Origin of the sequence: Variovorax sp. KBW07 (assembly GCF_003852515.1) — a bacterium.
Lineage (GTDB): Bacteria > Pseudomonadota > Gammaproteobacteria > Burkholderiales > Burkholderiaceae_C > Variovorax.
The window spans coordinates 1-26,972 of the sequence record NZ_QAJK01000014.1; the positions used below are offsets into that span (position 1 = coordinate 1).

The following is a 26,972-nucleotide window of genomic DNA, read 5'->3' on the forward strand; positions in this document are numbered from 1 at the left end:
CGAGTCGATTCGCGGCGTGGTGCTCTACTGATGCCGGCACCGTTTCGAACGCTGGCCGAGCATCGATGCTTCGGCGGCATGCAGCGTTTTCTCGAACACGATGCGCGCGAAATCGGGCTGCCGATGCGCCTGTCGGTGTTCCTGCCGCCGCAGGCCGCGCTCGCCAAGGTGCCCGCGCTGCTCTACCTCGCGGGGCTGACCTGCAACGAAGAAACCTTCGCGGTGAAGGCCGGCGCCCAGCGGCTGGCCGCCGAGTTCGGTATCGCGCTGATTGCACCTGACACGAGCCCGCGCGGCGCAGGCGTTGCCGGCGAGGCCGACGATTGGGACTTCGGCGTCGGCGCGGGCTTCTATCTGGATGCCACGCAGGCACCGTGGTCGGCGCACTGGCGCATGGAGAGCTACCTCGTGCGCGAGCTGCTGCCCCTGCTCGGCGAGTGCCTGCCCATCGATGCGCAACGGCTCGGCATCTTCGGCCATTCGATGGGCGGGCACGGCGCGCTCACGCTCGCCTTGCGGCATCCGGGGTTGTTCAGGTCGGTGTCGGCCTTCGCGCCGGTGTGCGCGCCCACGCAGTGCCCATGGGGCCGCAAGGTGTTCACGGGCTACCTCGGCGCCGATGCTGATACCGAAGCCTGGCAAGACCACGACGCCAGCAGCCTGATGCAGCGGCAACGGGCCGTGCCGTACCCCGGGGGCATCCTGATCGACCAGGGGCTGGAAGACAAATTCCTGGCCGAACAGTTGCATCCCCATGTGTTCGAAGCCGCCTGCAGCGCGGCGGGACAGCCGCTCACCTTGCGCCGGCATATCGGCTACGACCACGGCTACTACTTCGTGCAGAGCTTCATGGCCGACCACCTGGTGCATCACCAACGCATTCTTTTTCAACCCTCCTGACCTTCAACGAAAGAAGACAACCATGCCCAAGCTTTACGACTGCGACATCTCCGGCAGCTGCTACAAGATCCGCCTGTTCCTGAACATCCTCGACGTGCCGTACGACGCGGTGCCGGTCGATTTCGTGAACAAGGAACACAAGACCGCGCCCTACCTGGCGCTCAATCCGTTCGGCGAGATCCCGATCTTCGAAGACGGCGAACTGCGCCTGCGCGATGCGCAGGCCATCCTGATCTACATCGCGCGCAAGTACGACAAGTCGGGCAACTGGTTCCCCGAAGACGCCCGCTCGCAGGGACAGATCGCGCAATGGCTGTCGACCGGCGGCGGCGAGGTCATGAACGCCGCGGGCGCGCGGCTGGTGAAGGTGCTGAACTACCCGCTCGACCTGGCCAAGCTGCAGGCCGGCGCGAACCGCGTGTTCGGCATCATGGATGCGCACCTGGCCGGGCGCGAGTTCCTGGAGCTCGGCCGGCCGACCATCGCGGACATCGCCTGCTTCCCATACACCGCGCTGGCGCGCGAGGGCGGAATCGACCTGGCGCCGTACCCGAACGTGCTCGCGTGGATCGAGCGCATGAAGCGCCTGCCGGGCTTCATCCCCATGCCCGGCATCTCGGCGCCCTGACGCCGGGCCGGGTCCGGCAAGCCAGTTTCGACGGGGTTTGACATACCGACTAGTCAGTCGGTAGCATCCAGCCGGTTGCCTGTGATCGGCCCCGCCCCCGTACCCCGTCGAACTGGAAGACCCAAGATGAGCGAGAACTTTGCCGCCGCCCTTCATCGCAGGGCCACCGCCGCCATGCAGGCCGGGCGCGCGGATGCCGATGCGCAGGGCGGCCAGGTCAAGGTGGCGCAGTACACGAGCGAGGCCGTCTTGCAGCAGGAGCTCGGGCTGCTGCGCCAGCATCCGCAGCCCGTGGCCGCCGGCTCGTCGCTCGCCTCGCCCGGCGCGTGGCTTTCGCTGACGCACTTCGGCATTCCGCTCCTGCTGGTTCGCCAGCAGGGTGGGCAGGTCGATGCCTTTTTGAACGTCTGTCGCCATCGCGGCGCACGCGTGGTGCCGGAGGGCAGCGGCGGTGGCGATGGCACTGCGGCGCGTGCGTTCGTCTGCCCGTATCACGCGTGGACCTACCGGCCCGACGGCTCGCTGCGCGGCGTGCCCGAATCCTTCGGCTTCCCTTGCCTCAAGCAGGAAGAGTCGGGGCTGCGCAAGCTGGCGGCGGCCGAGCGCGCGGGGATCGTCTGGGTCGTTCTCGATCCGTCGCGGTCCGACGCGGATCCCGGCAGGAGCCTGGGCGCGCTGATGGACAACCTCGAATCGCTGGCGGGGCTGGGCTCGCCCGTGGCGTTCGCGCCGCGATCCTACGAAGTGGCCGCAAACTGGAAGCTGCTTGTCGATGGCTCCTTCGAGGCCTATCACTTCAAGGTGGCGCACCGCCAGACCATCGCCCACATGTTCGTGGACAACATGCAGGTCGTCGACGAGTTCGGCCTTCACCGGCGCCTCTATCTCATCAAGACGAAGTTCTCGCAGGACAAGCCCGAGGCCGCCGGCTTCGATCCGAGGCGCTACGGAAACCTGACGTACTTCTTCTTTCCGAACACGACCATCCTGGTTCAGCCCGACCATGCGCAGCTCAGCAGCCTCGAGCCCTTGGGCGCCGGCAGGACGCGCGTGCACGAGCTGACGCTGATTCCGCAGGCGCCGGCCTCAGACAAGGCGACGGCGCACTGGGAGGCCAACGTCGCGCTGTACCGTCGCACCCTGGCGGAAGACTACGAACTGGCGGAGTCGATCCAGGCTGGCCTGGCGTCCGGCGCGAACGACGCGCTCACCTTCGGCACTTTCGAATACAGTGCGCCGCGCTTTCATGCGCAGCTTCAGCAGCAGGTTGCGGCGATGCAGGCCGCGGGCTGACCACGCTGCGGGGGCGGGCTGTCGCGACCGGCCCACCAGGCTTCGATTTCTACAATCGCGAGATGCCAAGCAAACCCAAGTCGCGCAAAGAAATCATCCTGGACCGCGCGGAGGAGCATTTCGCCGACCACGGGTTCCAGGGCGCGTCGCTGTCGGCCATCGCGCGCGACAGCGACGTCGGCAACCCCGGGCTGCTGCATCACTTCCCGAGCAAGGAAGTGCTGTATCGGGCGGTCCTTGAAAAGCAGGCCGACGAACTGATGGCGCGCATGCAGCGGCGGGTCGACGCGGCCGCGAGCCTGCAGGAGCGCCTGCGGGCTTTCGTGGAACTGCAGGTGGAGTGGATGCACGCCAGGCCCACGGGGTTCAGGCTCATCACGCGCGAGTTGCTCGACAACTCCGAACGCATCGAGCTTGCGCAGGCAAGGCCGCTCGAGGGTTTCCTGCAAGACAGCCTGGCCCTTCTGGCCGATGCGCAGGCGGCCGGCCTCGTGCGCCGCGAGATCCCCGCTGTCGTCGTGCTCACGATCATCCTGGGCACCTTGAACTACGCAAAGATCGTGCGTCCCACATTCGGCAAGGCCTTCGCGGAACCGGCACTGAAGAGCGACACGCGATGGATGAAGGCCATCGCGCGCGATGTGCTGCGCGTCGTGTCGCCGGGCGACGGCGGCTGACCCGCGCGCCGGTTGTTTGTTGAGTGGGTTGGTGTCCAATGCCCGGCAGGTCATCATTCGTCGTCACTTCACAGACTGGATTCGCAGCATGAAACTTGGCAAGATCGTTCTGGGCGGGCTCGCGGTCCTGGTCGTCGCCGGTGCGGCGGGCTGGTTCAGCCTGGACAAGGAAACGCGCGGGCTGCTGTCCACGCTGCCGACCAATCGCGATGTGCTGTTCTGGAGCCAGCCCCAGCGTGATGCGGGGTTCCGCGCCCTCGACCGCTTGCCGGTGCTGGCCAAGGCGCATGAGGTGGCGGCCAGCGCCACGCCATCGCCCTTGCCGCCGGGCCCGCCGCTGGCCCTGCCGGTGGACGTCGATGCCTACATGGCGCAGCAACGCAGCGCCGCGCTCGTGATCCTGCACAACGGAAAACTGCGGCTGGAGCGCTATGGCCTGGGCTTCGACCGCGAAGGGCGCTGGACCAGTTTCTCGGTGGCGAAGTCGCTCACCTCCACGCTGCTCGGCGCGGCCATGCGCGACGGCCACATCCGCAGCCTCGACGACAAGGTCAGCGACTACATCCAGGAGATGAAGGGCTCGGCCTATGACGCCGTCAGCATCCGCGACCTGCTGACGATGACCTCCGGCGTGCGCTGGAACGAAAACTACGGCGACCCGCAATCGGACGTGGCGCGCTTCAACAACCACCGGCCCGAAGAAGGCGTCGATGCGCTGGTGAGCTACCTGCGCAAGCTGCCGCGCGCGGCACCGGCCGGCACGCGCTGGAACTACAGCACCGGCGAGACCAACCTGGTGGGCATCCTGGTCGCGCGCGCCACGGGCAAGCCGCTGGCAACCTATCTGTCGGAGAAGATCTGGCAACCGGCCGGCATGGAGCAGAAGGCCACGTGGATCCTGAGCAGCACCGGCCAGGAAATCAGCGGTTGCTGCGTGCAGGCGGCCACGCGCGACTTTGCCCGCTTCGGGCAGTTCATCCTCGACGGCGCGCGCGTCGGCGGGCAGCCCATCGTGGCGGACGGCTGGCTGGCCGAGGCCACGACCAAGCGCGCGGACATCGGCCAGCCGGGCCGCGGCTATGGCTACCAGTGGTGGACCTACGACGACGGCAGCTTTGCCGCGCGCGGCATCTTCGGCCAGGGCATCTTCATCGACCCGAAGCGCAGGCTGGTCATCGCCTCCAACGGCAACTGGGCCGGCGGCGCGTCGAACCGCGTCGACAGCGCGGCGCGCGAAGACTTCTACAAGGCAGTGCGGAAGGCTATCGACGACGAGGCGGCCGGCAAGCCCGGCGGCTAGAAGGCAACACAGCCGGCCTCCCGGACCCTGTGCCCCTGTGCAACAAGGGACACTGCACGGCGCCCCTAACCCGCGGGATAAGATTCCGCCGGTCGAAGACGCCCACCCTCCAAGTCGCCATGGTCAAAAGCAGCACCCTTCAGGAACGCAAGCAGCGAGAGCTGGAACAACGCCGCAAGGACATCCTGAAGGTCGTGCGCAAGATGATCGTCAAGAGCGGCGCGCGCGAGATCACCATGCGCAAGGTGGCGGACGAGTCGGGCTTCTCGAACACGGTGGTGTATGCGCTGTTTGGCGACAAGGCCACCATGATCACCAGCGCCATCGACGACGACCTGATCCGGCTGAACAAGCTCATGCAGGCCTCGGTGGTGCCGGGCAAGACCTCGATGGAGCGCATCAGGCTGGCCTGCCACGCCTACGTGGAACACGGCCTGAAGCACCCCGACCAGTATTTCCTGGTGTTCATGGAGCGCCGGCCCGCGGCGCCCATCGAAACCTCCACGCTGACCTTCGGCGAGATCGAGCACGACCCCTATGCCTTCGTCTGCAGCCTGACCGCCGAACTGGTGCGCGACGGCTACATGGCGGCCGACGACAAGCAAGTGGCCGTGGCCACGCAGATTCTCTGGGAGGGCATGCACGGCATGACCTCGCTGCGCGTGTCCACCGGCGACGACCCGTGGATCGAGCGGCTCGATGCCGAGGCGCACCTCGACCTGTTGCTCGACGTGCTGCTGCTGGGCATCGTGCAGCGCTTTCCGGGCGGCAAGTCGGCGGCGGCCGTCAAGCTGCTGTCGCCGCAGGGCCGAGTCTGATCCGCGACGGGTCCGCTGCGGCGCCCCCCGTTTTTTTCTTTCAGCGCACCAGCAGTTTCATCATCCGCTCGAAGGTCTTGCCGTAGGGCGGCTTGAAGAGGCCCAGGCCGTTGAATGCCGACTGGTGAAAGATCGGCTTCATCTTCGAGAAGGTCTGGAAGCCATGCTCGCCGTGGTACGAGCCCATGCCGCTGGCGCCGACACCGCCGAAGGGCAGGTCGTCTTGCGCGATGTGCAGCAGGGTGTCGTTGATCGACACGCCGCCGGCCACCGTCTGCTGCATCACGTGGTCGATGGTGGCGCGGTTTTTCTCGAACAGGTACAGCGCGAGCGGGCGCGGGTGCGCGTTGACGTAGGCAATGGCTTCGTCGATGGCGCCATAGCCCATGACCGGAAGAATGGGGCCGAAGATTTCTTCCTTCATCACGCGCATGCTGTCCTGCACGCCGGTCAGCAGTACGGGCGGGAAGCGGCGGGTGGCGGCGTCGGGCGCCATGTCCGAAAGCGGGAAGGCCGATGCGCCTTCCTGCTGCGCCAGCGCCGCCAGTTCCTGCAGCCGCGAGAAGTGGCGCGGGCTCACGATGCTGGTGTAGTCGGGGTTGCCCGCAAGGCCCGGGTACATCGACGCGAACACGCGCCTTGCGCTGTCGGCAAAGCGTTGCTGCTGGCCTTCGGGCACCAGCACGTAGTCGGGCGCGATGCAGGTCTGGCCGGCATTGAGCGTCTTGCCCACGAGGATGCGTTCGACGGCTTTGTCGAAGTTCGCGTCGGGCCCGATGATCGCGGGCGACTTGCCGCCCAGCTCCAGCGTGACTGGCGTGAGGTTCTCGCTGGCGGCGCGCATCACGTGGTGGCCGACGGCCGTGGAGCCGGTGAACAGCAGGTGGTCGAACGGCAGGCTGGAAAACTCGCGCGCCGCTTCGGCGTCGCCGTTGACCACGGCGATCTCGTCGGGTGCGAAGTTCGCCCGCACGAGGTTGGCGAACAGCTCGGCGAAGCGCGGTGTGAACTCCGACTGCTTCACCATCACGCGGTTGCCCGCGGCCAGCGCGGCGGTCATAGGGCCGACCGCCAGGTTCAGCGGGTAGTTCCACGGCACCACGATGCCCACGACGCCCAGCGGCTGCGGCATGATCCGCGACGACGCGGGCTTGAACCAGAGGCCGGTGGAACGGCGCTGCGTGCGCATCCATTTCCTGCCGTGGCGCAGCGCGTGGTTGATGCCTTCGATGGCGGGGAACACCTCGGCCAGTTCGGTCTCCTGGTATGGCCGGTTGTGGAAGTCGGCGCTGATGGCGGCGGCGATGTCCTTGCGGTTGTCCATGACCAGCGCGCGCAGGCGCTTGAGCCGGTCGGCGCGTTCGCTCCATGGCGGCGTCTGCGCGCGCAGGCTGGCGGCGCGCAGGGTGTCGAAGGTCTGTCTCATGGTTGGGGTCATGGCACTTCGTTTTTTTGGGGCTTCAGCCCGTTTGTTGATACACCGGCCAGTAATCCTGGACCTTGCCGCCGCGCAGCGTGACGAGATCGCCGAACTGCAGCAGCACGCCCTCGGCAATGGCGGGACGCAGGAACACCTGGTCGTCCACCTTCAGCCCCGTGGCCGGCGAACCGGTCACATTCTCCTGGTTGGCACTGTGCCCGAGGATGCCGTTGAACTGCAATCCCTTCGGCGACGCATAGTCGGCCAGCCAGTAGCCGCCGTACACGTAGTAGGCCTGGCGCTGGTTCACGTCCCACCACGAGAAGATTTTCGACTTGCCGTCGAGCGCCGGAATGGCCACCGGCCCGGTGGCCTTGATGACCGGCGTGGCAATGAAGGCGGCGGGCTCGTGCGCGGCCAGCGTCTCGATGTCGTAGTGCGTGGGCTTGAGCAGCGCGGTGCCGGTGCTGACCTCGGTGCTGGTCTTCTCGGCCTCGTGCAGCTTGTAGCTCGGGCTGCCGCCGGTGTTGAGCGTGAGGCCATCGTCCCACAGCGCCGGGTACTGGCCGCGCACATGGTCGACGAAGCCCTGGTAGATGGCCATGGCCTTGCCCAGCAGCTCCTGCGGCGTACCCAGCACCTTGGGCACGCCGAAGCCCACGTGCGCGTCGTAGCCCATGAAGCCCGCGAACTCCAGCTGCTTCGGGTTGGCCGCGATGAGGTCGAGCATGCGGCCCAGCGTGGCGTTGTCGGCAACGCCGCCGCGGTGCAGGCCCACGTCGATCTCGATGTTGATGCGAAGCCGCGTGCCCAGGCCCTGCGCCAGCGCCAGGTACTGCTGCAGCCGCTCGGGCGTGTCGATCAGCCACTGCAGCTGGCGCGACGGGTCGAACGGCCCTTTCAGCTTCTTGTAGAACAGCGCCGCCGACTGCACCGGCAGCGGCTTGCCCATGAGGATGTCGAAGTCGGGAAAAATTTCCGCGTCGATGTTCAGGAAGGGCTGGTGAAAAGACATGAGCCGTTTCGTGCCCGAGCGTCTGGCCACGTAGTCGATCAGCGCCTGCGAGGGCAGCGACTTCTCGACGATGCGGTAGTGCTTGCCGCCCTGGCGCAGGCTCTGCATCACGCGGTCGATGTTGCGGTCCATGCGGTCGAGGTCGATGACCATGCAGGGGCGCATCGGGCCGTTTTTCTTCAGCTCGTCGTTGAGCGCGCGAAAGTAGTCGTCGTGCGGCGCGCCGTTGTCGTCGGGGCGCAGCGCAAAGGCGCCGACGGTGCCGACGGCGGCCACGCCCAGAGTGCCCAGGAGAATCTTCCGACGGCTCATGCAGTGACTCCGAAAAGTTGACGCAGGTAGGGGTTGAGCATGCGCCCATCCGGGTCGAGCTGTGCACGCAGCGCCAGGAAATCATGCCAGCGCGGATACAGCGCCGCCAGCTCGGCCGTGCCCAGGCCGTGCAACTTGCCCCAGTGCGGGCGCCCCTGGTATTTGCGGTAGATCGGGCCGATCTCGGAGAGCAGGTAGTCGTAGGGCTCGCCCTGCGCCGCATGCACGGCGATGGAGCAGCTGTCGCGCGCATGGAACGGGCTGAGCCATGCGTCGTCGCCCTTCACGAAGCGGAATTCCAGCGGAAAGAAAACGTCGTTGCGCCGCTCCAGCGCGGCAATGACTTCGCGCACGCAGGCGATGCCGTCGGCGCGCGGCACGTGGCATTCGGTCTCGTTGAACCGGGTGGGGCGCTGCGTGGACAACAGCTTCCACGCGCGGTTCTTGGCTTCCTCGGTCTGCTCGCCATCGATCAGCTTGCCAGCGACCCAGCGGCGCAGCGATGGAAACCAGCCCAGCCAGTCGCGCAGGCGCTTCAGGTCGCGCAGCATGTCTTCGTCGGCGGAGGGCGACTGGACCGTGTCGGTGCCGGTGTACAGGTCGTGCGTGATGCCCGCCGCATAGCCGGTGAAGGGCAGGTAGTAGAACTCGAAGTTGCGGTGCTTTTCGGCCAGCGCGGGGGCTTCGTCGAGCATTGCCTGCAGCGGCTTGAGGAACACGCGGCGGTGCAGGTTGAAGGCCGGCAGCACGCGCACCGTGGCTTGCGTGATCACGCCCAGGCTGCCCAGCGACACGCGCGCGGCGGCCAGCAGTTCGGGGTTGCGTTCGGTGCTGCATTCGAGCACCTCGCCCTTCGGCGTCATGAGCCGCAGGCCCACCACGTCGGCGTGCAGTGCGGGCAGGTCCTTGCCGGTGCCGTGGGTGGCGGTGGCGATGGCGCCCGCGAAAGACTGCGCGTCGATGTCCGGCAGGTTGCGCAGGCCCAGGCCCTGCGCATCGAGCTGGCGCGACAGCAGCGCGAGGCGCGTGCCGGCCTGCAGCGTCACGGTGTGCGCCTGCGCGTCTGTGGCGACGATGCCCGACATGCGGTCGAGCGAGATCAGCGTGGCGTCGGTGGGCACCAGTGCCGTGAAGGAGTGGCCCGCGCCCACGCAGCGCGCACCGGCCGCGCCGGCCTTGCGCAGCGCCGCCGCAAGCTCGGCTTCGTCGCCCGGCGTTTCGAAAGCACTGGGCGTGCAGTGCGCAATGCCGGACCAGTTCTTCCAGGCGGAAGCCGGACCTGCGGGTGCCGTTGCTGTGGCTGGCGTCGTCGTTGTCGCCTGTGTTGCGGCGCGCGCCTCGATGCCATGGCCGGCCAGCGCCGCGGTGACGGCAATGCCGGCACCGGCCTTCAACACCGTGCGGCGGCTTTCGTTGTGTTCGGTGAACGCGTCGCTCATTTCCGTTCCTCCTTCTCCTGGCTCATGAACACGATCAGCGCGCGCATGTCGGCTTCGCTGCAGTCCGCGCACAGGCCTTTGGGCGGCATCGCGTTGAAGCCTTCCATCGCATGCTTCACCAGCAGGTCCATGCCCTTGTCCAAGCGCGGCTTCCATTGCGCCACCGACCCAGTCAGCGGCGCCCTGGCGTCGATGGACGTGTGGCACGCCAGGCACGAACGCTCGTAGCGCGCACGCAGTTCGCTGGACGCGGGCCTCAGCGATTCGGCGCGCTGCACGTCCGATGCGGAAGGCGGTTGCGGCGCCTCTTCCTTGCAGGCGGCGAGACCCGCGAGCAGAAGTACCGCAAGAAGAAAAGAGCGAAAGACGATGCCCATGCGTTCCCTGCCTAGAAGGTATGGCGAACACCGATGGTGGTGCCCGTCTGCGTGCGCGCGACCGTCGGGCTCTGCGCGTTGATGCCCACGAGCTGCGCACCGACCAGGCCGCCGCGGTAGACCGAGTGGTCGATCTCCGCGTAGAGCATGGTGCGCTTCGACAGCGCATAGCCCGCCACGAACTGGTACTGGCTGGCCTGCCCGTCGAAGTCGGCCGTGTAGCCGCGCTGCCGCGTGAACCACACGTTGGCCGCCAGCGTGAGCCATGGCGTGGCCTTGTAGGTGATGCCGCCCAGCGCCATGCGGCGCTTGCTGAAGCCGCCCGGAATGCTGGGGTCCACCGTCTGTGCCGGCGAGATGATGCCCAGCCCCGCGAGGTCGACCGCGCTGAACGGGCCGTTGGCGAACGAGGTGAAGTTGTTGTCGCGCCGGTTCTCGATGTAGCCGGCCTGCAGCGTGGCCGACTCGCCGAGCCGGAACTGCGCGCCGGCGGTGTAGATGTCGAACTTCGCGTTGGAGTTGTCGTCTTTCGTGCGCATGACCGCGCCCGCCAGCTTGACCGGCCCGTTCTCCGGCACGTAAGCCACGCCCACGCCGTACTGGCTGCCGCGCCTGGACGAGCCTTCGCCCTCGCCGATGGCGTACTGCGCGAGCAGCACCACGTCGCCCAGTTGCGCGCCGTAGTGGACCATGTTGTTGGTCTTGCTGGCGGCCAGCAGCGTGTGCTCGGGCTTGAATGCGTTGAAGTAGTCGGCCCACAGGTTGGAGCCGTAGGCCAGCGAGGCGGCCTCCATGGCCACGTTGTATTGCCGGCCGAAGGTGAGCTGGCCCCACGACTGCGACAGCAGCCCGACCGAGGCGATCTGCATGTTCTGCGAACCGTCTTCCGGCACAGGGCCGCCGTTGCGCACGTCGAAGTGGCTCTCCAGCTGGAAGATTGCCTGCAGCCCGCCGCCGAGGTCTTCGGTGCCCTTCACGCCCCAGAAGCTTTCGGACATGCCGCCGCCCTTGGTCATGCGCAGCCGGGAGCGGATGCTGACCGGCGCGCCGTCGGGGCCGTAGTCGGTGGCGTGGGTTTCGTAGCGCAGGCCCGCATCGACGGTGCCGTACAGCGTGAGGCTGCTCTGCGCCCATGCGCTGCCGGCGCACATCGGCAGCGCGAGCACGGCGGCGCCGAGCGTTGCTCTTCTTGTCATGTTGTCTCCTTCATCTGCCCAGACCATGGGGGCTCGGCCGACTTGCCGGAACGCCGCGAGGCGGCAGTCCGGTGTCGGCTCTTCGCCGGAAGTGCACCGTGTTTCCGGCGCGGGGCGGATGTTAGAACGTTGATCTGAAAAAATCCAATGTTTTATTTGGAATCGACGTTCTTTGTGCTTTGTGAGGCCTTCGGTTTGCAGGCGCACAAAAGCATCGCGCCCTGAAAAGGGCGCGATGCATCATGAGTTTTTCGAGGGGAGCGGCGCGGCGGCGAATGCCGCGGCCGTGGGCGTCAGCCGGCCGTGGGAGGCTGCGGCTCGACCGGCAGCGCGCGCTTGTGCGCGCTCTTTCTGTGCGTCGAAAGGATGATGGCGCGCGCGGCTGCCGACACCGGCTTGCCTTCGAGGAAGTCGTCGATCTGCTCGTAGCTCACGCCGAAGGCGTCTTCGTCGGGCTTGCCCGGCACCAGCGATTCGAGGTCGGCGGTCGGCACCTTGTAGACCAGCGCATCGGGTGCGCCGAGCAGCTGCGCCACCGCACGCACGCGGCGCTTGTTCAGGCCGGTCAGCGGCGTGATGTCGGCCGCGCCGTCGCCGAACTTGGTGAAGAAGCCCATCAGCGCCTCGGCCGCGTGGTCGGTGCCGATGACGATGCCGTCGTGCGCGCCGGCCACCGCGAACTGCGCCACCATGCGCTCGCGCGCCTTGATGTTGCCGAGCACGAAGTCTTCATGCGCCGCGTCGCGGAACTTCAGGTCGCCGGCCTTCAGCGCCGCGAGCATGCCGTCGGCCGCGGGGCGGATGTCGACGGTGATGGTGCGGTCGGGCTTGATCACGGTGAGCGAGGCCTGCGCCTCGGCCTCGTCCTTCTGCACGCCGTAGGGCAGGCGCATCGCGATGAAGGTGGCGTCGTAGCCGCCGGCGCGCAGGCGCTCGACGGCGCGCTGCGCCAGGCAGCCGGCGGTGAGCGAATCGACACCGCCGCTGATGCCCAGCACCAGCGTCTTCAGGCCGGTGCCGCGCAGGTAGCCGGCAATGAACGCCACGCGGCGCTCCAGTTCGGCGGCCGCATCGAACACGGGCGCCACATGCAGCGCCGCAATGATCTCGCGCTGCGTGGCATCGACGGGGGACAGGTCTGCACTCATGAGGTTTGCTTGCGTTGAAAAAAGAATCAGAAGTCGACGAGGCTCAGGCCGATGCTGAGCACGGTGCGCTTGCGGTTGTAGTCGACCAGCGTGTCGCCATAGCCCGAGAACAGCTGCGTGTGAAAGCGCAGGTTGCTCTTGGTGGGGTCGCCGATGGCCTTCAGCCATTCGAGGCGCACCGAGCCGCGGCCGCTGTCGCGCAGGTTGTTGCGCACCGTGATGCCCAGCTGGTTGTCGCGGTTCAGGTTCCAGCGGCCGGTGATCTCGGCGCGGCCGATGTAGTCGGCGATGTCGGGGTTGTCGTCCTTGGCCGCGCTTTCGGAAATGCGCTTCCAGATGCGCCCGGTGATGGTGAAGCGGTCGTCCAGCTCGGCGCCGCCCATCAGGTACACGCGGTTCCAGCTGCGCGACAGCGGCAGGCTCTGGCCGTTCGACTGGTGCACGATGCCCAGCCCGGCATAGCGCCAGCGCCAGCCGCCCGGCAGCTTGAAGTCGGTCGGGTAGACATACATCAGCTCGGGCTCGTGGTCGGTGGTGCGAAACGGCCGCGAGATGTCGCCGTTGAACAGCTGCCAGGTCGACTGCTGCGTGTACGCGAACCACAGCGAGTCTTTCTTGACCGGATCGTTCTGCGTGAGCATGCCCTGCGCGAGCTTGGTGCGCACCGACAGGCCGATGCGCATTTCGTTGGCCTGGTAGGCGATGGGCTCGCCGGTGTGGTCGGGCGAGGGCGAGGTCGGCGTCTGCGGCTTCCGGGTGGCGGCCGAGACCGACACGTTGAGCGGGCGGTAGCCGCGGAAACCGAAGGTGCCGCAGTCGGTGGCGTTTTCAAGTTCCCAGAAGCGCGACAGCGCCGAGTACTGGCGGTCGCGACAGCCCTCGGTGGTGGCGACCGAGACCACGCGCGTGGCGGGCATCGAGCCGTCCACCGGCGGTTGCGTGGTGGCCAGCACCGGCGGCGCCACCGGCACCGAGGCCGAGGGCAGCGTCTGCTGCTGGGCCCAGCGGTCGAAGCAGGCCAGCCGTGCCTCGTTGCTGGCGCCGAGCGCGGTGCACTGCTGCCACGTGAGCTGCGCATCGGCCAGCGGGCTGACCGGTTTGTCGACGGCCTGCGCGTGCGCGCCGGTACCGCCAAGGCAGGCAACCACGGCCGCGAGCGCGCCGAGGTTGAAGAGTGGTGGTCGTGTCGTCGTCGTCATTGCTTTCCTTTCGGGCCGCCGTCTGTCTTGCTGAGCACGAACGGGTGCGTGCTCTCGTCCGCGGCATTGCGCCACGTTCCCCTGAATTCGCGGCCGCACGAGCCGGCCTGCAGCTTGCCCGACCAGACGCCGCTGATGGCGCGGCCATCTTGCGATTCGTCGATGGCCAGCGCGCCTTCGTCGTCGACGTCGCCCGCGAGCTGCGCGACCGAGGCCCTGGCCGGGTTGTTGGCGTTGCGCGTGATGGTGCCGCGCACGCCGTCGTAGTCGGGGTGCTTGCCGAGCTGCACGGCGGCCACGGCGGGCAGGTTGTCGAAGCGCGCTTCCCACTGGCCGTAGAGCGACTGCAGCGGGAGCTGGCGCGCGTCGGCGGGGCAGTTGGGGTCGTTGGCGGCCAGGCCTGTCGCGCAGCCGGAGAGGGCGCCGGCGGCGCCCACCAGCAGTGCCAGGAGCGCAGTCTTCGTGGTCTTCATGACGCCGCCGCCGCGGCCTTGGCGGCCGCGCTGTCCTGTGCCTTGCGCGCGAACTCGGCGCGCAGCGCCTTGAGTTTTTCGCGCGGGTCTTCCTTCGTGGTTTCCTTGTCGAGGCCCATCTCGGCGATGAAGCGGCTCGGCACGCAGGGCACCATGTCTCGGCCCTGCTTGCGCTTCTTGGTCCAGCTCACGGCCAGGCTGCGCTGCGCGCGGGTAATGCCCACGTACATCAGGCGGCGCTCTTCCTGCAGGCGCTGCAGCGTTTCGTCACTGACCATTTTCTGGCGGCCGTTGTCGTCGTCGAGCTTGAAGGGCAGCAGCCCCTCGGTCACGCCGATCAGCAGCACGTGCGGCCATTCGAGGCCCTTGGAGGCATGCAGCGTGGAGAGTGTGACCACGTTCTGGTCCTGCTCGCGCTCGCTGATGGTCGACAGCAGCGAGATGGTCTGCGCCACTTCGAGCAGGCTCTTGCGCTCGGTCTCGTCGTTGTCGTTGGCGCCCGAGGCATCGTCGAGCGAGCCGCCGGCGCGCTGCGACATCCAGTCGACGAACTCCAGCACGTTGGTCCAGCGCGAGGCGGCGGCGGCTTCGCTGTCTTCGCCTTCGTACAGGTGGCGCTCGTAGTCGATCTCCTTCAGCCAGTCGAGCATGAAGGTGCGCGAGTCTTCCGCGCCCATGGTGCGGCGCGCGCGGTATTCCAGGTCGTTGATGTAGCGGCCGAATTCGTGAATGCCTTCGAGCGTGCGCTTGGGCATCACGCTGGGCAGCGAGGGGCTGAACAGCGCGGCGAACAGGCTCAGCTTGTACTGGCTGGCGAAGGTGCCCAGGCTGGCCAGCGTGGTGTGGCCGATGCCGCGCTTGGGCGTGGTGATGGCGCGCAGGAACGCCGGGTCGTCATCGTTGTTGACCCACAGGCGGAACCAGCCGCACAGGTCCTTGATCTCGGCACGGTCGAAGAAGCTCTGGCCGCCCGACACCTTGTAGGGAATCTGCGCCTTGCGCAGTGCCTGCTCGAAGATGCGGGCCTGGTGGTTGGCGCGGTACAGGATGGCGAAGTCGCGGAACTCCTTGTACTGCTTGCCTTGCGAGGTGGCATCGCCCGCGCGCAGGCTGACGATGCGCGCCACGGCGCGCTCGGCCTCGTGCAGCTCGCTGTCGGCATCGACGATGCGCACCGGCTCGCCTTCGCCGAGCTCCGAGAACAGCGTCTTGGGAAACAGCTTGGGGTTGGGGCCGATCACGTTGTTGGCCGCGCGCAGGATGGCGCTGGTGGAGCGGTAGTTCTGCTCCAGCTTGATGACCTTGAGCGTCGGGTAGTCGACCGGCAGCTTGCGCAGGTTGTCCAGCGTGGCGCCGCGCCAGCCGTAGATCGACTGGTCGTCGTCGCCCACGGCGGTGAAGCGGCCGTTTTCGCCGGCCAGGGCCTTGAGCACTTCGTACTGCGTGGCGTTGGTGTCCTGGTATTCGTCCACCAGGATGTGGCCGAGCGCGGCCTGCCACTTGGCGCGCACTTCGGGAAATTCGTGGAGCAGCTTGAGCGGCATGCCGATCAGGTCGTCGAAGTCGACGCTCTGGTAGGCCTGCAGCCGCTCCTGGTAGTGGGCCATGACTTCGGCGGTGATGCGCTCGTTGTCGTCCACCGCGATGGCCGCCGCCTGCTCGGCGTTCAGGCCCATGTTCTTCCACTTGCTGATGGTCCACTGCCAGATGCGCGCGGTGACGGTGTCGGTGGTGCCGCCGGCGTCTTTCAGGATCTTGGTGACGTCGTCGCTGTCCAGGATGCTGAAGGCGGGCTTCAGGCCCAGCACCGCGCCGTCTTCGCGCATCATGCGCACGCCCAGCGCGTGGAAGGTGCAGACCACCACCTTGCGCGCGTCCTTGCCGATGAGGTCCTTGGCGCGCTCGCGCATTTCGGCGGCCGCCTTGTTGGTGAAGGTGATGGCCGCGATGCGCTTGGGCTCCAGGCCTGCCTGGATGAGCCGGCCGATCTTGTGCGTGATGACGCGTGTCTTGCCCGAACCGGCGCCTGCGAGCACCAGGCAGGGACCGTGCATGTAGTTGACCGCTTCTTGCTGCGCGAGATTGAGACCGTGGGACATGGGGGAGGGGGAACCGGAAAAGGCCGTGGGGAACGGCAGGCGCAAAGCGCTCAATGATACGGGGACCGGCTTCGGCAGCGCTGTCGGAGGGCACCGCCAGAAGCGCCCCCGCAGGCGCCCCGGTGAGCCAACGACAATCGGGGCGTGCTGCCTGTCTTCCTTGTTACTTTCCCTTTCTTTGCGCTGATTGCGGCCGGCTACGGCGCGGCCCGCGCCCGCATCCTGCCGCTGGACGCCATTCCGGGCCTCAACACCTTCGTGCTGTATTTCGCGCTGCCGTGCATGCTGCTGCGCTTCGGCGCGGGCACGCCGATCGGGCAACTGCTCGACGGCAGCGTGGCACTGGTCTGGGGCATTGCCGCGCTGGCGGTGGTGGCGGGCGTGGTGCTGTTCACGCGCAATGCGCGCATCGGCTGGAACGACGCCGCCTTCGGCGCGCTGGTGGCCGCGTTTCCGAACACCGGCTTCATGGGCGTGCCGCTGCTGGTGGCGATTCTTGGCGCGCAGGCGGCCGGGCCGATGATCATCACCATCGCATTCGACCTGGTCGTGACTTCGTCGCTGTGCATCGCGCTGTCGCGGCTCGACGGTGCGGGTGGCGCGGGCCGGCACGGCGCCACGCAGGCGGCGCGCAAGGCGCTGCGCGGCATCCTGGTGAATCCGATGCCGTGGTCGATCCTGCTGGGCGTGCTGTTGTCGGCCATGCGCTGGCAGCTGCCGGGACCTTTGGCGCGCACCATCGCGATGCTGGCCGATGCCGCGTCGCCGGTGGCGCTGTTCACCATCGGCGCGGTGCTGGCCCGTTCGGCGCTGCTGGCGCGCGAGCACGGCGCCAGCGCGGCGGTGGCCGAAGCCATGGGCACGGGCCGCCAGCCGGCGCCCAATGTGCTCGGGGCGTCCAGGGCACCGTGGCGCGACGTGCTGCCCGTGGTGGTCGTCAAGCTGCTGGTGCATCCGCTGCTGGTCTGGGGGCTGGGGCTCGGCGCCATCGCGCTGGGCCTGCCGCTGGCGCCCGCGGCGCTGGTGGTGATCGTGCTGGTGGCCGCGCTGCCGAGCGCCAGCAACGTGTCGATGCTGGCCGAGCGCTTCGGCGCTGACAACGGGCGCATCGCCCGCATCATCCTGTGGACGACGGTGGTGGCGTTCTTCAGTTTTCCGCTGGCGGTCGGGGCGTTGCGCTGAGCCTGACCGGGTCACGCAAAGGCTAAGGCGTCAGCACGCCGAGCTTGTACGGGTCGGCATCGGGCAGGCGTTCGCACTTCGAGAAGTCGCGGCCCTGCGTGCCGTCGCAGTAGTAGGTGTTGTAGACGCGCCCGAACAGCGTGGGGCTGGCGGTGAACAGCACGCCGTGGTCGGGCTGCCAGTTGTCCCTGGCTTGCGCGGGGCTCGGCTCCGCCGGCTTGACGGGCGCCGGAGCCGGGGCCGGGGCCGACACCGCCGTGACGGCCGCCGCGCCGGGGGTGAAATCGGCCAGTGTCTTGTGGGCTTCGTCGCCGCGCCAGCGCACCGCCAGTTCGGCCGCCGTGGGCCTTGCGGCCACCGGCAGCAGGATGCCGTTGACCTGCAGGCCGTAGCCGAAGCGATGCGTCTTGCCGGCCAGGAAGGCATAGGCGCAGGCCGCCATGCACTGGCCGCGAACCTCGGTCTGGACGCCGCTCAGGCGAATGGCATCGGCAAAGGCGCCGGCCGCTTCGGCGGTGCCGCCGAACGAGTCTTCGAAGACCACGGTGCGCACCGTGCCGCTGCCCAGCTGCGCCGTGAAGTCGTCGATGGCGCTGCCGTCGAGCATGCCCGACACCACCAGCCGGTTGCCCTGCCGATCGAGCTCGGCGGCGGCAACGGGCGTGCCCACTGCGCCTGTGATGCCGGCCAGGCACGCGAGTGACAGAACCGAAAGAACCCAACCAGAAAGAAATGGCGGTTTCACGGCGACCTTTGCGATGAGCGAGCTTGCTTGGAACGCGCAACCCGCGAGGAGTTTCGCGCAGTGACAGCTTGAACAGCGGCACGGCATGCCGTCAACTGTTTTTTCAGAAATTTTCGGGTAGGACAAAGGGCAGGCCGTAAGTCATAGGACACCCTATTCCTTATGTTGAATGCTTCGGTTTGCAGAAGCGCTGCTACAGTGGTTGCAAGTCAAAGATGTGAATGGGGAACGCTATGGCAATACTGGTTCGCATCCTGCTGTGGTTGTCCTGGCTCGTGGGGTCGGGGTGGTTCTGGCATGCCGGCAAGATCGGCACCGCCAGCGCCATCGCGCTGGCCGCGCTCAGCCTCGTCGTGTTCGCGTGGCCCAGCGGCATCGCCCGGCGCCGCCACAACGAACTGCGCTACGTCGATATGGGCAAGGAACCGACGGGCTACCACTGACCATCGCCGTGTAAGGAATACATGGCGTCACGCGCGATACATCGCGATAACGACGGCTCCCGCCGGCCCTGACCCCGCACCCGCTGCGTTTAGCTTTCCGGCGATTCCTGGCCCAGCCGCCGGAACTCGTGCCGCTTCATGACGAGGTAGTCGTTGCGGTCCACTTCGTGCAGTTGCTTTGCATACTGCTCGGTCGCATCGAACCACGCGCCCAGCCGCTGTTCCAGCTGGCCCGGCGCGGGCGCGTCCAGGTAGCTGTCGATCGCCAGGTAGTAGCGCATGGTGTTGCGTTCCACCACGCCGCGCACGCCACCGATGTAGCCGCCCTGGCCCTGGGCTCCCTGTGGCGTGAAGCCGACCTTGTCGCTGCCCACCGTGGCCAGGTAGCCCTTCATTGCCAGCCGCGCCGCGGTGCCGTAGGCGTACGCATAGCCCAGGTGGATGGCCGTCTTGCCGCCATCGGCTGGCGTGGCCTCGAGCACGATGCTGTAGTCGCGCGTGGACAGCGGGCCGGTGTCGGCGTTGAGCCGCACGTTGAGGTAGTTGGCGTCGGCCTTGCCCACGCGGTAGCTGAAGTCGATCTTCTGCGCATCCGACAGCGGCTGGTCGAACTTGCGACCCACCGCCACCGTCAGCGCGCCGCCACCGGCCTTGACGGCGCAGTGCTTGGTGTTCAGGTGAAGCATCAGCACCTGGCACCACGCGGCGGGCTCGCGCAGCGCGCTGCTCACGGTGCTGAAGGGGTGGTCGACCAGCGCGTAGACGTCGCCGCTCAGCCGGTCCGGCGCCTCGTTCGATTCGATCGCCAGCGGCCGCTTGAAGGCGTTGCGCGCCAGTTGCGGCGCCAGTGCCTGCAGCCTGGCGCGCAGCGCGGGCGCGCCGTCCGCCGCCAGGTCGGGCGAGGCCAGTGCGGCGACGGGCATCAGCATCAGCAGCGCTGTCACCCACACAATTCCCAGGCGCGCGCGAGGGCCCATGTGCGATGCGGGGTTGGACGATGTGTTCATGCCGACCACCGTGGCCGCCGCGCCGGCCGCGCCTTGCAGGACAACCGGCTCAGATGCTGTGCGGATCGACGTCGACCAGCCAGCGGATCACGCCCTTGCCCTCGGGCGTGCGCCGCAATTCGTGCAGCAGCGGCTGCCAGCCCGCGAGCAGCCGCTGCAGCGCGGCGCGCGAGGGGCTTTCGATGAGCATCTGCGCGCGTTCCACATTGGCCACGCGCTGGATGGCCAGCGGCACCGCCGGGTAGCGCGTGACGAGGTCGGCGCCGGGCAGCTCCTCGGCCTTGTCGGCGGCCATGTTCAGGAAGGCCTGCGCCACGGACTGCTCGCGCGCGTCGGCCCGCAGCAGCGCCTGGAATGCAAAGGGCGGCATGCCGGCGGCGCGGCGCTCGTCGAGTTGCTGCTGCGCGAACACGGCGTAGTCGTGCCTGCGCAGCGCCATGAACAGCGGGTGCGGCGCATGGTGCGTCTGGATCCACATCTCGGCCGTGGCGCCCTGCGCCGCAAGGTAGGCGGCGTCGCGGCCCGCGCGGCCGGCCGATTGCATCAGCAGGCTGAACAGGCGCTCGGGCGCGCGGAAGTCGCTGGAAAAAAGCGCGCCGTCGGGGTTCACCGCGGCCACCAGCGTGATGCGCCGGAAGTCGTGCCCCTTGGCGATCATCTGCGTGCCGACCAGCACGTCGACCTCGCCCGAATGCACGGCCGCCAGCTGCGATTCGAGCGCGCCCTGTTTCTTGGTGCTGTCGGCGTCGATGCGCGCAATGCGCACCGCGCTGCCGTCGGGGCGCTTCACGGCCGCGAACAGTTCGGCCAGGTGCTCTTCGAGCCGCTCGGTGCCGCGGCCCACGGGCGCGATGTCGGGGTTGCCGCAGGCCGGGCAGGCGCGCGGCACGCGCTCGGTAAAGCCGCAGTGGTGGCAGCGCAGCGTGCGGTCGATCTTGTGGAACACGCGGTAGGCGCTGCAGTGCGGGCACTCGCTTTTCCAGCCGCAGTCGCCGCAGGCCAGCACCGGCGCATAGCCGCGCCGGTTCAGGAAGATCATGCTCTGCTCGCCGCGCGCGATGCGCTGGCCGATGGCGTCGAGCAGCGCACCCGACAGCACCGTCTTGGGCGGCTGCAGGTTCATGTCGACCAGCCGCACCGCGGGCAGTTCGCCGGCGCCGATGCGCGAGGGCATGGCCAGCCGCACATAGCGCCCGCCCGGGTCTTCGCCTTCGGCAGGCCGGCTCTGGTGCCAGCTTTCGAGCGAGGGCGTGGCCGAACCCAGGATGACCTTCGCGCCTTCGCGCTGGCCGCGCCACACGGCCAGGTCGCGTGCCGAATAGCGCGCGCCTTCCTGCTGCTTGTAGCTGGGGTCGTGCTCCTCGTCGACCACGATGAGCTTGAGCCCCGGAATCGACGCGAACACCGCCATGCGCGTGCCCAGCACGATGCGCGCCGCGCCGCCGTGCGCCGCCAGCCAGCTCGCCAGCCGCTGCGGATTGGTCATGCCGCTGTGCAGCGACACCACCGCCTCGTCGCCGAAGCGCGCCTTGAAGCGTGCCTCCAGCTGCGGCGTGAGGTTGATCTCGGGCACCATCACCAGCGCCTGCGCCTCGGGGTCGCGCGCCAGCAGCTCGGCCACGCAGCGCAGGTACACCTCGGTCTTGCCGCTGCCGGTGCTGCCGACCAGCAGGAAGGTGCCGCTCTCGGCTTCGATGCGCGCCAGCACGGCGGCCTGCTCGGCGCTCAGGGCAATCAGGTTGGCGGCCTCGGCCGTCTGGGCCACCGGGCCGGTCGTCGTCTTGCGCTTCAGGCGCCGCGCCAGCTGCGTGGTCGTCAGGTCGCGCAATTGCGGCGGCAGCGCGGCCAGCGCGATCTCGCCGATCGAGCGCTGGTAGTAGCGCGCGGCAAAGGCCACCAGGTCGCGCCAGGCTTCGCCCAGCGGGGCCAGGCCGTCGAGCGCCGCGCCTACCGGCTTGAGCGCCATGTCGGGCTCGGCGCCCGCCAGCGAGACCGGCGGGTTCCACACCACGCCCAGCACCTCGCGCCGGCCCAGCGGCACCCGCACCAGCGTGCCGGGCTGCAGCGGTACCGCGCCGGCGTAGCTCAGCAGGTCGCCGAGCGCGGCATGCGCCGGCGTCTGCACCGCGATGTCGAGCCGCCACGCCAGGGCGGCCGGCGGCGCGCTGGTGCTGCTGTCGTCGGTCGTGTGGGCGCCCGGTTCGGGGGCTGGGCTGGCTTTGGAAATGGGCGGGCCTGTTGGAAAGGTTTGTTAATGCGACTTTGAGCAACTTCGCTTAAGTCGTTGATTCTTCAGCGCTTTGAGTGTCGTCCAGAGTTTCTGTGGATAACTTTGTTAACAACCGGGCTCGACACGCTGGCGAGCCTTGAAAATCAAGGCTCTGGCTGGATTGCCCGGAAAAAAAGCAAAATTCAAATCCTATATAAATCAACGACTTAGCGTCGCTATCTCTTTCGTAGCAAAGAGAGGGGTGCCTCGGATAATCTTGCGCAGTGCAACACGGGTTTTGTGCATAAGTCATGACCCATATGCTGTTTTTGCGCTTGACAAACGGCTGCGGACCGACTTTCGAGGGCTGGCGCGGCTTGCGCGACGACCGGCCCCGAACGGCCCTGACGGGCTCCCCGTTAACAGTTTCAACCGCGCAGGGCGCGTGACTGGTCGTGCACCGCCTGCACCAGCGCCGCCACGTGGTCCGGCGGCGTGAACTGGCTGATGCCGTGGCCCAGGTTGAAGATGTGGGTCGGCCCCGTGGCGTTGCGGTCGGTGTGCGGCTTGCCGAAGGCGTTCAGCACCTTGGCCACTTCGGCCTCGATCTGCGCGGGCGGCGCAAACAGCACGTTCGGGTCGATGTTGCCCTGCAGCGCCTTGGCCTTGCCGTCGGCGCCTTCGGCCACCGTGCGGCGCGCCGAGGCCAGGTTCACCGTCCAGTCGACGCCCAGCACTTCGCAGTCGAGCGGGCGCATGGCGTCCAGCCACAGGCCGCCGCCCTTGGTGAACACGATGCGCGGCACGGGCTGGCCGTCGGGGCCGGTGCGCTTCAGGCCGGCCAGAACGCGCGCCGTGTAGGCCAGGCTGAATTCCTGGAACGCGCCGTCGGCCAGCACGCCGCCCCAGCTGTCGAACACCATCACGGCCTGCGCGCCGGCGTCGATCTGCGCATTGAGGTAGGTGGCGACCGAATCGGCGTTGACCGCCAGGATGCGGTGCATCAGGTCGGGGCGGCTGTACAACATGCTCTTGACGAGGCGGTAGTCGCTGGAGCCGGCGCCTTCCACCATGTAGCAGGCCAGCGTCCAGGGGCTGCCCGAAAAGCCGATCAGCGGCACCCGGCCGTCGAGCGCCTTGCGGATGGAAGCCACGGCGCTGAACACGTAGCGCAGCTTTTCCATGTCGGGCACTTCGAGCGCGGCCACCGCGGCTTCGTCGCGCACCGGGTGGGCGAACCGCGGGCCTTCGCCGGCCTCGAAAGACAGGCCCAGGCCCATGGCGTCGGGCACCGTGAGGATGTCCGAGAACAGGATGGCCGCGTCCAGCGGATAGCGCGCCAGCGGCTGCAGCGTGACTTCGGTGGCGTAGTCGGTGTTGGTGGCCAGACCCATGAAGCTGCCGGCCCTGGCGCGGGTGGCGACGTATTCGGGCAGGTAGCGGCCGGCCTGGCGCATCAGCCAGACGGGGGTGTGATCGGTGGCCTGGCGCCAGCAGGCCCGCAGGAAAGTGTCGTTTTGCAATGGGGCGAAAGGCATCCCGCGATTGTCGCAGGGGCCCGCGCATTGACCGACAGCGCAATTTGAGTTGCACCAACCCGCCCCGGTGCGCCACGGCGCGCCGCAACCCCGAGCATCCGGCTGCAATTTCGGCAATCGGATGAAAAGAAACGGGACAAGCAACATGGCGGAACAGGTCTTCGACTTCGTGGTGGTGGGGGCCGGTTCGGCCGGCTGCGTGCTGGCGCACCGGCTGGTGCTGGCGGGGCGCAGCGTGCTGCTGCTGGAGGCCGGCCCGCCGGACAACGACCGCTTCATCCACATGCCCGCCACCTTCGTGCGCGTGATCGGCACCGAGCGCACCTGGGCCTACGAAAGCGAGCCGCAGGCCGCCGCCGGTGGCCGCAAGATGTTCGTGCCGCAAGGCCGCACGCTGGGCGGCGGCAGCTCGGTCAATGCCATGGTCTACGTGCGCGGCACGCCGGCCGACTACGACGGCTGGCAGGCGCAGGGTTGCGAGGGCTGGGGCTGGAGCGACGTGCTGCCGTGGTTCCGCAAGGCCGAGTCGAATGCGCGGCTGGCCTGCGGGCTGCACGGCACCACCGGCCCGCTGAAGGTGAGCGACACGCGCTTTCGGCACCCGCTGAGCCTGGCCTTCCTGCGCGCCGCGCAGCAGACCGGGTTGGCCTACAACGACGACTTCAACGGCGCCGATCAGGCCGGCGTGGGCTTCTACCAGACCACCACCTTCGAAGGCCGCCGCGCCAGCACCGCTGCCACCTACCTCGCGGCCGTGCGCGGCAACCCCAAGCTCACGGTGGTGACCGGCGCGCACGTGATGCGCGTGCTGACGCACGACGGCGCCGCGACCGGCGTGGTGTACCGCACCGGGCAGGGCGGCAGCGGCGAAGACATCGTGGCCACCGCGCGCGAGGAAGTGATTCTTTCGGCCGGCGCGCTGGCCTCGCCCAAGCTGCTGATGCTCTCGGGCATCGGCCCCGGCGCGCAATTGCAGGCGCATGGCATTCCCGTGGTGCGCGCGCTGCCCGGTGTGGGCGAGAACTTCCAGGACCACCTGGAGGTGTCGGTGTACGGCCGCACGCGCGAGCCCATCAGCCTGCTGGGCAACGACCGCGGCCTTGCCGCCCTGAAGCACGGCCTGCAATGGATGCTGTTCAACACCGGGCTGCTCACGTCCAACGTGGTCGAGAGCGGCGGCTTTGTCGACACCACCGGCGAGGGCCGGCCCGACCTGCAGTTCCATGTGCTGCCGGTGCTGGTGGGCGACGTCGACCGCGAGCCGCTGGCCGGCCACGGCATTTCGATCAACCCCTGCTTCCTGCGGCCGAAATCGCGCGGCAGCGTGCGGCTTCGCAGCGCCGACGCCATGGCGCCCATCTTGTTCGACGGCGGCTACCTGCAGGCGCAGGAAGACGTCGACACGCTGGTGCGCGGCGTGAAGCTGGCGCGCCGCATCCTGCGCGCGCCGGCACTGCGCGAAGTGGTGTCCGAAGAGCTCGCGCCCGCCGCGGCCGACCACCTGGACGACGACGCCATCGAGGCCTACGTGCGCCAGCGCGCCAAGACCGTCTACCACCCGAGCGGCACCTGCCGCATGGGCCGCTATGGCGTGGGCAGCGACGGCATGGCCGTGGTCGATGCGCAGATGCGCGTGCATGGCGTGGCAAGGCTGCGCGTGTGCGATGCCTCGGTGATGCCCTCGCTGGTCAGCGGCAACACCAACGCGCCGACCGTGATGCTGGCCGAGCGCTGCGCGGCCTTCGTGCTGGGGCAGGCGGCATGAAGAGTCTGCCCGGCCGGCGCCGCGCTGTCGGGCAACGAACACTGCGCGTTCGGTCAATCGCCGGCACGCACTGAAACCTAGAGTCCATCCCAACAAGGAGACAGAGCGAATGAGTGCTACAGGGTTTACGAATTCAATGGCCGGCAAGGTCGCGTTCATCACCGGCGGCGGCACCGGCATCGGTGCTGCGGTGGCCGGGCAGTTCGTCGCGGCGGGTGGCCGCGTGGTGTTGATGGGGCGGCGTCTTGCGCAGCTCGAAGCAGTCGCTGCAAAGCTCGGCGGCCTGGCCGTGTCGGGCGATGCCGCGAGCACTGCCGACGTGCAGCACGCACTCAAGACCGCACGCGAGAAGTTCGGCCGCATCGACGTGCTGGTCGCCAATGCAGGCGGCCACGGCGTGGGCGATGCGCTGTCGACCGACGACGCCTCGTGGGCGCTCTCCACGCGCCTGAACCTCGACACCGCTTTCGTCTGCGCACGCGAGCTGCTGCCCGAGCTGATCGAGCGGCGCGGCAACATCGTCGTGCTCTCTTCGCTGGCCGGCCACTTCGCGGGGCCGGGCGTGGTCGGCTACGTGACGATGAAGCACGCGCTCATCGGCCTCGTGCGTTCGCTGGCGCGCGACTACGGCAAGCAGGGCGTGCGCGTGAACGCCGTGTGCCCCGGCTGGGTGCGCACCGAGATGGCCGACGAGCAGATGCAGGTGCTCGTCGACAAGTACAGGCTTGCCGGCGCCGATGCGGCCTACGAACTCGTCACGCGCGACGTGCCCATGGGCCGTGCCGCCAGCCCCGAAGACGTGGCCAATGCCGTGCTGTTCCTGGCCTCGCCGCTGGCCGCGATGGTCACCGGCAGTTCGCTGATGGTCGATGGCGGCGCGTCCGCGGTCGACCTGCCCACCATCGCCTTCGCGCACGACGCCTGAAAGGGCGGGAAAGAAAACGCCATGAGCACCAACGAAGCCATCAAGCCCGCCGGCTGGAAGACCTACGACCAGTTCGCCCTGGGCATTGCCACCAACCGCCTGCCGCCCACCGACGCGCTCGCCGGCCAGACGCTGACGCTGGCACTGCCCGGTTTCAAGCTGACGTTGCAGCCGCGCTCGCAGCACGCGCTGGACTGGAGCGAGCAGGGAGCGCGTGAAGGACAAGGCCAGGGCGACTGGTACGAAGCCATCGAGGTCGCACGCGACACCTTCTTCCTCGACATCACGCAGGCCAGCCGGTCGGCCGAGGCATTGACCATTGTGCTCAACACGCGCACCCGCCGCGTGCTGGCCATTCGCTGCCGCATCATCGGCGCCGACGAAGCCGCGGGCCAGCCGCGCGTGCCGCAGGACTTCTGGGTCGGCACGCTGGAGGGAGGCACCGCCACCGGGGCCGTGCCGCAGCCCACGCGCGACCTGATCGGCCTGCGCACCTGGCAGACCTACAGCCCCAACCACACCTACGAGCACACCTACCTGAGCGCCGAGCGCTACGCCTGGCAATGCCTGGTCGGCGTGCAGCGCGGCCACGGCGACGTGGACCTGGCGAGCTACTACAGGTTCGACGACGACCAGTACGTCTTCACCTTCCGCGAGTTCCTGATTCCGGTTGCGTCGGTGTTCTTCTTCGACTTCGCGAACGGCCGCTCCACCGGCAAGTTCCTCGGCGTGACCGGCACCGGCCAGGTCGCCAACAACCCGGCCGGCGCCTTCATGCGCAAGGCCTCGCAGACCTTCTACCCGCCCGAGTTCGGGCCGGTCTGAATCGTCTGATCGCCTTCCTCTTTTGCTGTCACTTCTCCA

At 68.1% G+C, this 26,972-nt stretch carries 24 protein-coding genes; 11 read left to right on the forward strand and 13 right to left on the reverse strand.

The window, feature by feature from the left end:
• Positions 1–30 precede the first annotated feature (30 nt).
• The 6 genes from fghA to DBV14_RS02680 all read left to right on the forward strand — a co-directional run bounded on the left by fghA (position 31) and on the right by DBV14_RS02680 (position 5,616).
• Complete coding sequence (gene fghA, locus DBV14_RS02655; RefSeq protein ID WP_124457650.1) at positions 31–900, forward strand: S-formylglutathione hydrolase; 870 nt, start codon at positions 31–33, stop codon at positions 898–900.
• Between the two features lie 22 nt (positions 901–922).
• A complete protein-coding gene (locus tag DBV14_RS02660; protein ID WP_124457651.1) occupies positions 923–1,528 on the forward strand; it encodes a glutathione S-transferase family protein in 606 nt (201 codons plus the stop codon).
• A gap of 126 nt (positions 1,529–1,654) precedes the next feature.
• Positions 1,655–2,821 (forward strand): aromatic ring-hydroxylating dioxygenase subunit alpha, encoded by a 1,167-nt coding sequence (locus tag DBV14_RS02665; RefSeq protein ID WP_124457652.1) that lies wholly within the window; start codon positions 1,655–1,657, stop codon positions 2,819–2,821.
• Between the two features lie 62 nt (positions 2,822–2,883).
• Positions 2,884–3,498 (forward strand): TetR/AcrR family transcriptional regulator, encoded by a 615-nt coding sequence (locus tag DBV14_RS02670; protein ID WP_124457653.1) that lies wholly within the window; start codon positions 2,884–2,886, stop codon positions 3,496–3,498.
• Between the two features lie 88 nt (positions 3,499–3,586).
• Entirely contained in the window at positions 3,587–4,798 is a 1,212-nt protein-coding gene (locus tag DBV14_RS02675; RefSeq protein WP_124457654.1) for a serine hydrolase, read from the forward strand.
• 119 nt (positions 4,799–4,917) lie between these two features.
• Positions 4,918–5,616 carry a TetR/AcrR family transcriptional regulator gene (locus tag DBV14_RS02680; protein WP_124457655.1) on the forward strand — a complete coding sequence of 233 codons (699 nt, stop codon included), beginning with the start codon at positions 4,918–4,920 and terminating at the stop codon, positions 5,614–5,616.
• A gap of 40 nt (positions 5,617–5,656) precedes the next feature.
• On the opposite strand, the gene DBV14_RS02685 is transcribed toward DBV14_RS02680, so the two are convergent.
• The 9 genes from DBV14_RS02685 to DBV14_RS02725 all read right to left on the reverse strand — a co-directional run bounded on the left by DBV14_RS02685 (position 5,657) and on the right by DBV14_RS02725 (position 16,294).
• On the reverse strand, positions 5,657–7,042 hold the full coding sequence (locus tag DBV14_RS02685; RefSeq protein ID WP_260396781.1) for a coniferyl aldehyde dehydrogenase: 1,386 nt from the start codon (positions 7,040–7,042) through the stop codon (positions 5,657–5,659).
• A gap of 34 nt (positions 7,043–7,076) precedes the next feature.
• Positions 7,077–8,363 (reverse strand): DSD1 family PLP-dependent enzyme, encoded by a 1,287-nt coding sequence (locus DBV14_RS02690; protein ID WP_124457657.1) that lies wholly within the window; start codon positions 8,361–8,363, stop codon positions 7,077–7,079.
• A complete protein-coding gene (locus tag DBV14_RS02695) occupies positions 8,360–9,802 on the reverse strand; it encodes a D-arabinono-1,4-lactone oxidase (RefSeq protein WP_124457658.1) in 1,443 nt (480 codons plus the stop codon). The genes DBV14_RS02690 and DBV14_RS02695 overlap by 4 nt, the downstream gene beginning before the upstream one ends.
• Complete coding sequence (locus DBV14_RS02700; protein WP_124457659.1) at positions 9,799–10,179, reverse strand: cytochrome c5 family protein; 381 nt, start codon at positions 10,177–10,179, stop codon at positions 9,799–9,801. The genes DBV14_RS02695 and DBV14_RS02700 overlap by 4 nt, the downstream gene beginning before the upstream one ends.
• Before the next feature lie 11 nt (positions 10,180–10,190).
• Positions 10,191–11,375, reverse strand: coding sequence for a porin (locus DBV14_RS02705; protein WP_124457660.1), 1,185 nt, complete (start codon positions 11,373–11,375; stop codon positions 10,191–10,193).
• A gap of 293 nt (positions 11,376–11,668) precedes the next feature.
• Complete coding sequence (gene nadE, locus DBV14_RS02710; protein ID WP_124457661.1) at positions 11,669–12,523, reverse strand: ammonia-dependent NAD(+) synthetase; 855 nt, start codon at positions 12,521–12,523, stop codon at positions 11,669–11,671.
• A 26-nt stretch (positions 12,524–12,549) separates the two neighbouring features.
• On the reverse strand, positions 12,550–13,722 hold the full coding sequence (locus DBV14_RS02715; protein WP_124457662.1) for a phospholipase A: 1,173 nt from the start codon (positions 13,720–13,722) through the stop codon (positions 12,550–12,552).
• Positions 13,719–14,195: a hypothetical protein gene (locus DBV14_RS02720; protein WP_124457663.1), complete on the reverse strand. Its 477-nt coding sequence runs from the start codon at positions 14,193–14,195 to the stop codon at positions 13,719–13,721. Before DBV14_RS02720 ends, DBV14_RS02715 begins: the two co-directional genes overlap by 4 nt.
• Positions 14,192–16,294: an ATP-dependent helicase gene (locus DBV14_RS02725; RefSeq protein WP_124457664.1), complete on the reverse strand. Its 2,103-nt coding sequence runs from the start codon at positions 16,292–16,294 to the stop codon at positions 14,192–14,194. The genes DBV14_RS02720 and DBV14_RS02725 overlap by 4 nt, the downstream gene beginning before the upstream one ends.
• A 144-nt stretch (positions 16,295–16,438) precedes the next feature.
• Here DBV14_RS02725 and DBV14_RS02730 point away from each other — a divergent pair, with 144 nt between their 5' ends.
• On the forward strand, positions 16,439–17,476 hold the full coding sequence (locus DBV14_RS02730) for an AEC family transporter (RefSeq protein WP_124457665.1): 1,038 nt from the start codon (positions 16,439–16,441) through the stop codon (positions 17,474–17,476).
• A 22-nt stretch (positions 17,477–17,498) separates the two neighbouring features.
• Here DBV14_RS02730 and DBV14_RS02735 read toward each other — a convergent pair whose 3' ends face one another.
• On the reverse strand, positions 17,499–18,146 hold the full coding sequence (locus DBV14_RS02735) for a hypothetical protein (RefSeq protein WP_260396782.1): 648 nt from the start codon (positions 18,144–18,146) through the stop codon (positions 17,499–17,501).
• 308 nt (positions 18,147–18,454) lie between these two features.
• On the opposite strand from DBV14_RS02735, the gene DBV14_RS02740 reads away from it, so the two are divergent.
• Positions 18,455–18,664, forward strand: a complete 210-nt coding sequence (locus tag DBV14_RS02740; RefSeq protein ID WP_124457666.1) for a hypothetical protein — start codon at positions 18,455–18,457, stop codon at positions 18,662–18,664.
• Positions 18,665–18,753: 89 nt separating this feature from the next.
• Here DBV14_RS02740 and DBV14_RS02745 read toward each other — a convergent pair whose 3' ends face one another.
• The 3 genes from DBV14_RS02745 to hemE all read right to left on the reverse strand — a co-directional run bounded on the left by DBV14_RS02745 (position 18,754) and on the right by hemE (position 23,418).
• On the reverse strand, positions 18,754–19,593 hold the full coding sequence (locus DBV14_RS02745) for a hypothetical protein (RefSeq protein WP_124457681.1): 840 nt from the start codon (positions 19,591–19,593) through the stop codon (positions 18,754–18,756).
• 127 nt (positions 19,594–19,720) lie between these two features.
• The gene (gene priA / locus DBV14_RS02750; protein WP_124457667.1) at positions 19,721–21,796 is read right to left on the reverse strand and encodes a primosomal protein N'; all 2,076 of its coding nucleotides are present in this window, start codon (positions 21,794–21,796) and stop codon (positions 19,721–19,723) included.
• A 512-nt stretch (positions 21,797–22,308) separates the two neighbouring features.
• The gene (gene hemE / locus DBV14_RS02755) at positions 22,309–23,418 is read right to left on the reverse strand and encodes a uroporphyrinogen decarboxylase (protein WP_124457668.1); all 1,110 of its coding nucleotides are present in this window, start codon (positions 23,416–23,418) and stop codon (positions 22,309–22,311) included.
• Positions 23,419–23,563: 145 nt separating this feature from the next.
• Between hemE and DBV14_RS02760 the strand changes: the two genes are divergently transcribed.
• The 3 genes from DBV14_RS02760 to DBV14_RS02770 all read left to right on the forward strand — a co-directional run bounded on the left by DBV14_RS02760 (position 23,564) and on the right by DBV14_RS02770 (position 26,933).
• Positions 23,564–25,183 (forward strand): GMC family oxidoreductase, encoded by a 1,620-nt coding sequence (locus tag DBV14_RS02760; RefSeq protein ID WP_124457669.1) that lies wholly within the window; start codon positions 23,564–23,566, stop codon positions 25,181–25,183.
• Between the two features lie 136 nt (positions 25,184–25,319).
• Complete coding sequence (locus tag DBV14_RS02765; protein WP_124457682.1) at positions 25,320–26,108, forward strand: SDR family NAD(P)-dependent oxidoreductase; 789 nt, start codon at positions 25,320–25,322, stop codon at positions 26,106–26,108.
• A gap of 21 nt (positions 26,109–26,129) precedes the next feature.
• Entirely contained in the window at positions 26,130–26,933 is an 804-nt protein-coding gene (locus DBV14_RS02770; protein WP_124457670.1) for a MoaF C-terminal domain-containing protein, read from the forward strand.
• Positions 26,934–26,972: the final 39 nt, after the last annotated feature.

What these genes read in the sequence shown, in the direction of transcription:
- DBV14_RS02760 (WP_124457669.1), top strand. Translation starts at nt 23,564, where the DNA reads ATGGCGGAACAGGTCTTCGACTTCGTGGTGGTGGGGGCCGGTTCGGCC.
- DBV14_RS02770 (WP_124457670.1), top strand. Translation starts at nt 26,130, where the DNA reads ATGAGCACCAACGAAGCCATCAAGCCCGCCGGCTGGAAGACCTACGAC.
- DBV14_RS02675 (WP_124457654.1), top strand. Translation starts at nt 3,587, where the DNA reads ATGAAACTTGGCAAGATCGTTCTGGGCGGGCTCGCGGTCCTGGTCGTC.
- DBV14_RS02665 (WP_124457652.1), top strand. Translation starts at nt 1,655, where the DNA reads ATGAGCGAGAACTTTGCCGCCGCCCTTCATCGCAGGGCCACCGCCGCC.
- DBV14_RS02765 (WP_124457682.1), top strand. Translation starts at nt 25,320, where the DNA reads ATGGCCGGCAAGGTCGCGTTCATCACCGGCGGCGGCACCGGCATCGGT.
- fghA (WP_124457650.1), top strand. Translation starts at nt 31, where the DNA reads ATGCCGGCACCGTTTCGAACGCTGGCCGAGCATCGATGCTTCGGCGGC.
- DBV14_RS02715 (WP_124457662.1), bottom strand. Translation starts at nt 13,722, where the DNA reads ATGACGACGACGACACGACCACCACTCTTCAACCTCGGCGCGCTCGCG.
- DBV14_RS02725 (WP_124457664.1), bottom strand. Translation starts at nt 16,294, where the DNA reads ATGTCCCACGGTCTCAATCTCGCGCAGCAAGAAGCGGTCAACTACATG.
- DBV14_RS02695 (WP_124457658.1), bottom strand. Translation starts at nt 9,802, where the DNA reads ATGAGCGACGCGTTCACCGAACACAACGAAAGCCGCCGCACGGTGTTG.
- nadE (WP_124457661.1), bottom strand. Translation starts at nt 12,523, where the DNA reads ATGAGTGCAGACCTGTCCCCCGTCGATGCCACGCAGCGCGAGATCATT.
- hemE (WP_124457668.1), bottom strand. Translation starts at nt 23,418, where the DNA reads ATGCCTTTCGCCCCATTGCAAAACGACACTTTCCTGCGGGCCTGCTGG.
- DBV14_RS02700 (WP_124457659.1), bottom strand. Translation starts at nt 10,179, where the DNA reads ATGGGCATCGTCTTTCGCTCTTTTCTTCTTGCGGTACTTCTGCTCGCG.
- DBV14_RS02680 (WP_124457655.1), top strand. Translation starts at nt 4,918, where the DNA reads ATGGTCAAAAGCAGCACCCTTCAGGAACGCAAGCAGCGAGAGCTGGAA.
- DBV14_RS02745 (WP_124457681.1), bottom strand. Translation starts at nt 19,593, where the DNA reads ATGCTGATGCCCGTCGCCGCACTGGCCTCGCCCGACCTGGCGGCGGAC.
- DBV14_RS02740 (WP_124457666.1), top strand. Translation starts at nt 18,455, where the DNA reads ATGGCAATACTGGTTCGCATCCTGCTGTGGTTGTCCTGGCTCGTGGGG.
- DBV14_RS02720 (WP_124457663.1), bottom strand. Translation starts at nt 14,195, where the DNA reads ATGAAGACCACGAAGACTGCGCTCCTGGCACTGCTGGTGGGCGCCGCC.
- DBV14_RS02705 (WP_124457660.1), bottom strand. Translation starts at nt 11,375, where the DNA reads ATGACAAGAAGAGCAACGCTCGGCGCCGCCGTGCTCGCGCTGCCGATG.
- DBV14_RS02685 (WP_260396781.1), bottom strand. Translation starts at nt 7,042, where the DNA reads ATGAGACAGACCTTCGACACCCTGCGCGCCGCCAGCCTGCGCGCGCAG.
- DBV14_RS02660 (WP_124457651.1), top strand. Translation starts at nt 923, where the DNA reads ATGCCCAAGCTTTACGACTGCGACATCTCCGGCAGCTGCTACAAGATC.
- DBV14_RS02690 (WP_124457657.1), bottom strand. Translation starts at nt 8,363, where the DNA reads ATGAGCCGTCGGAAGATTCTCCTGGGCACTCTGGGCGTGGCCGCCGTC.
- DBV14_RS02670 (WP_124457653.1), top strand. Translation starts at nt 2,884, where the DNA reads ATGCCAAGCAAACCCAAGTCGCGCAAAGAAATCATCCTGGACCGCGCG.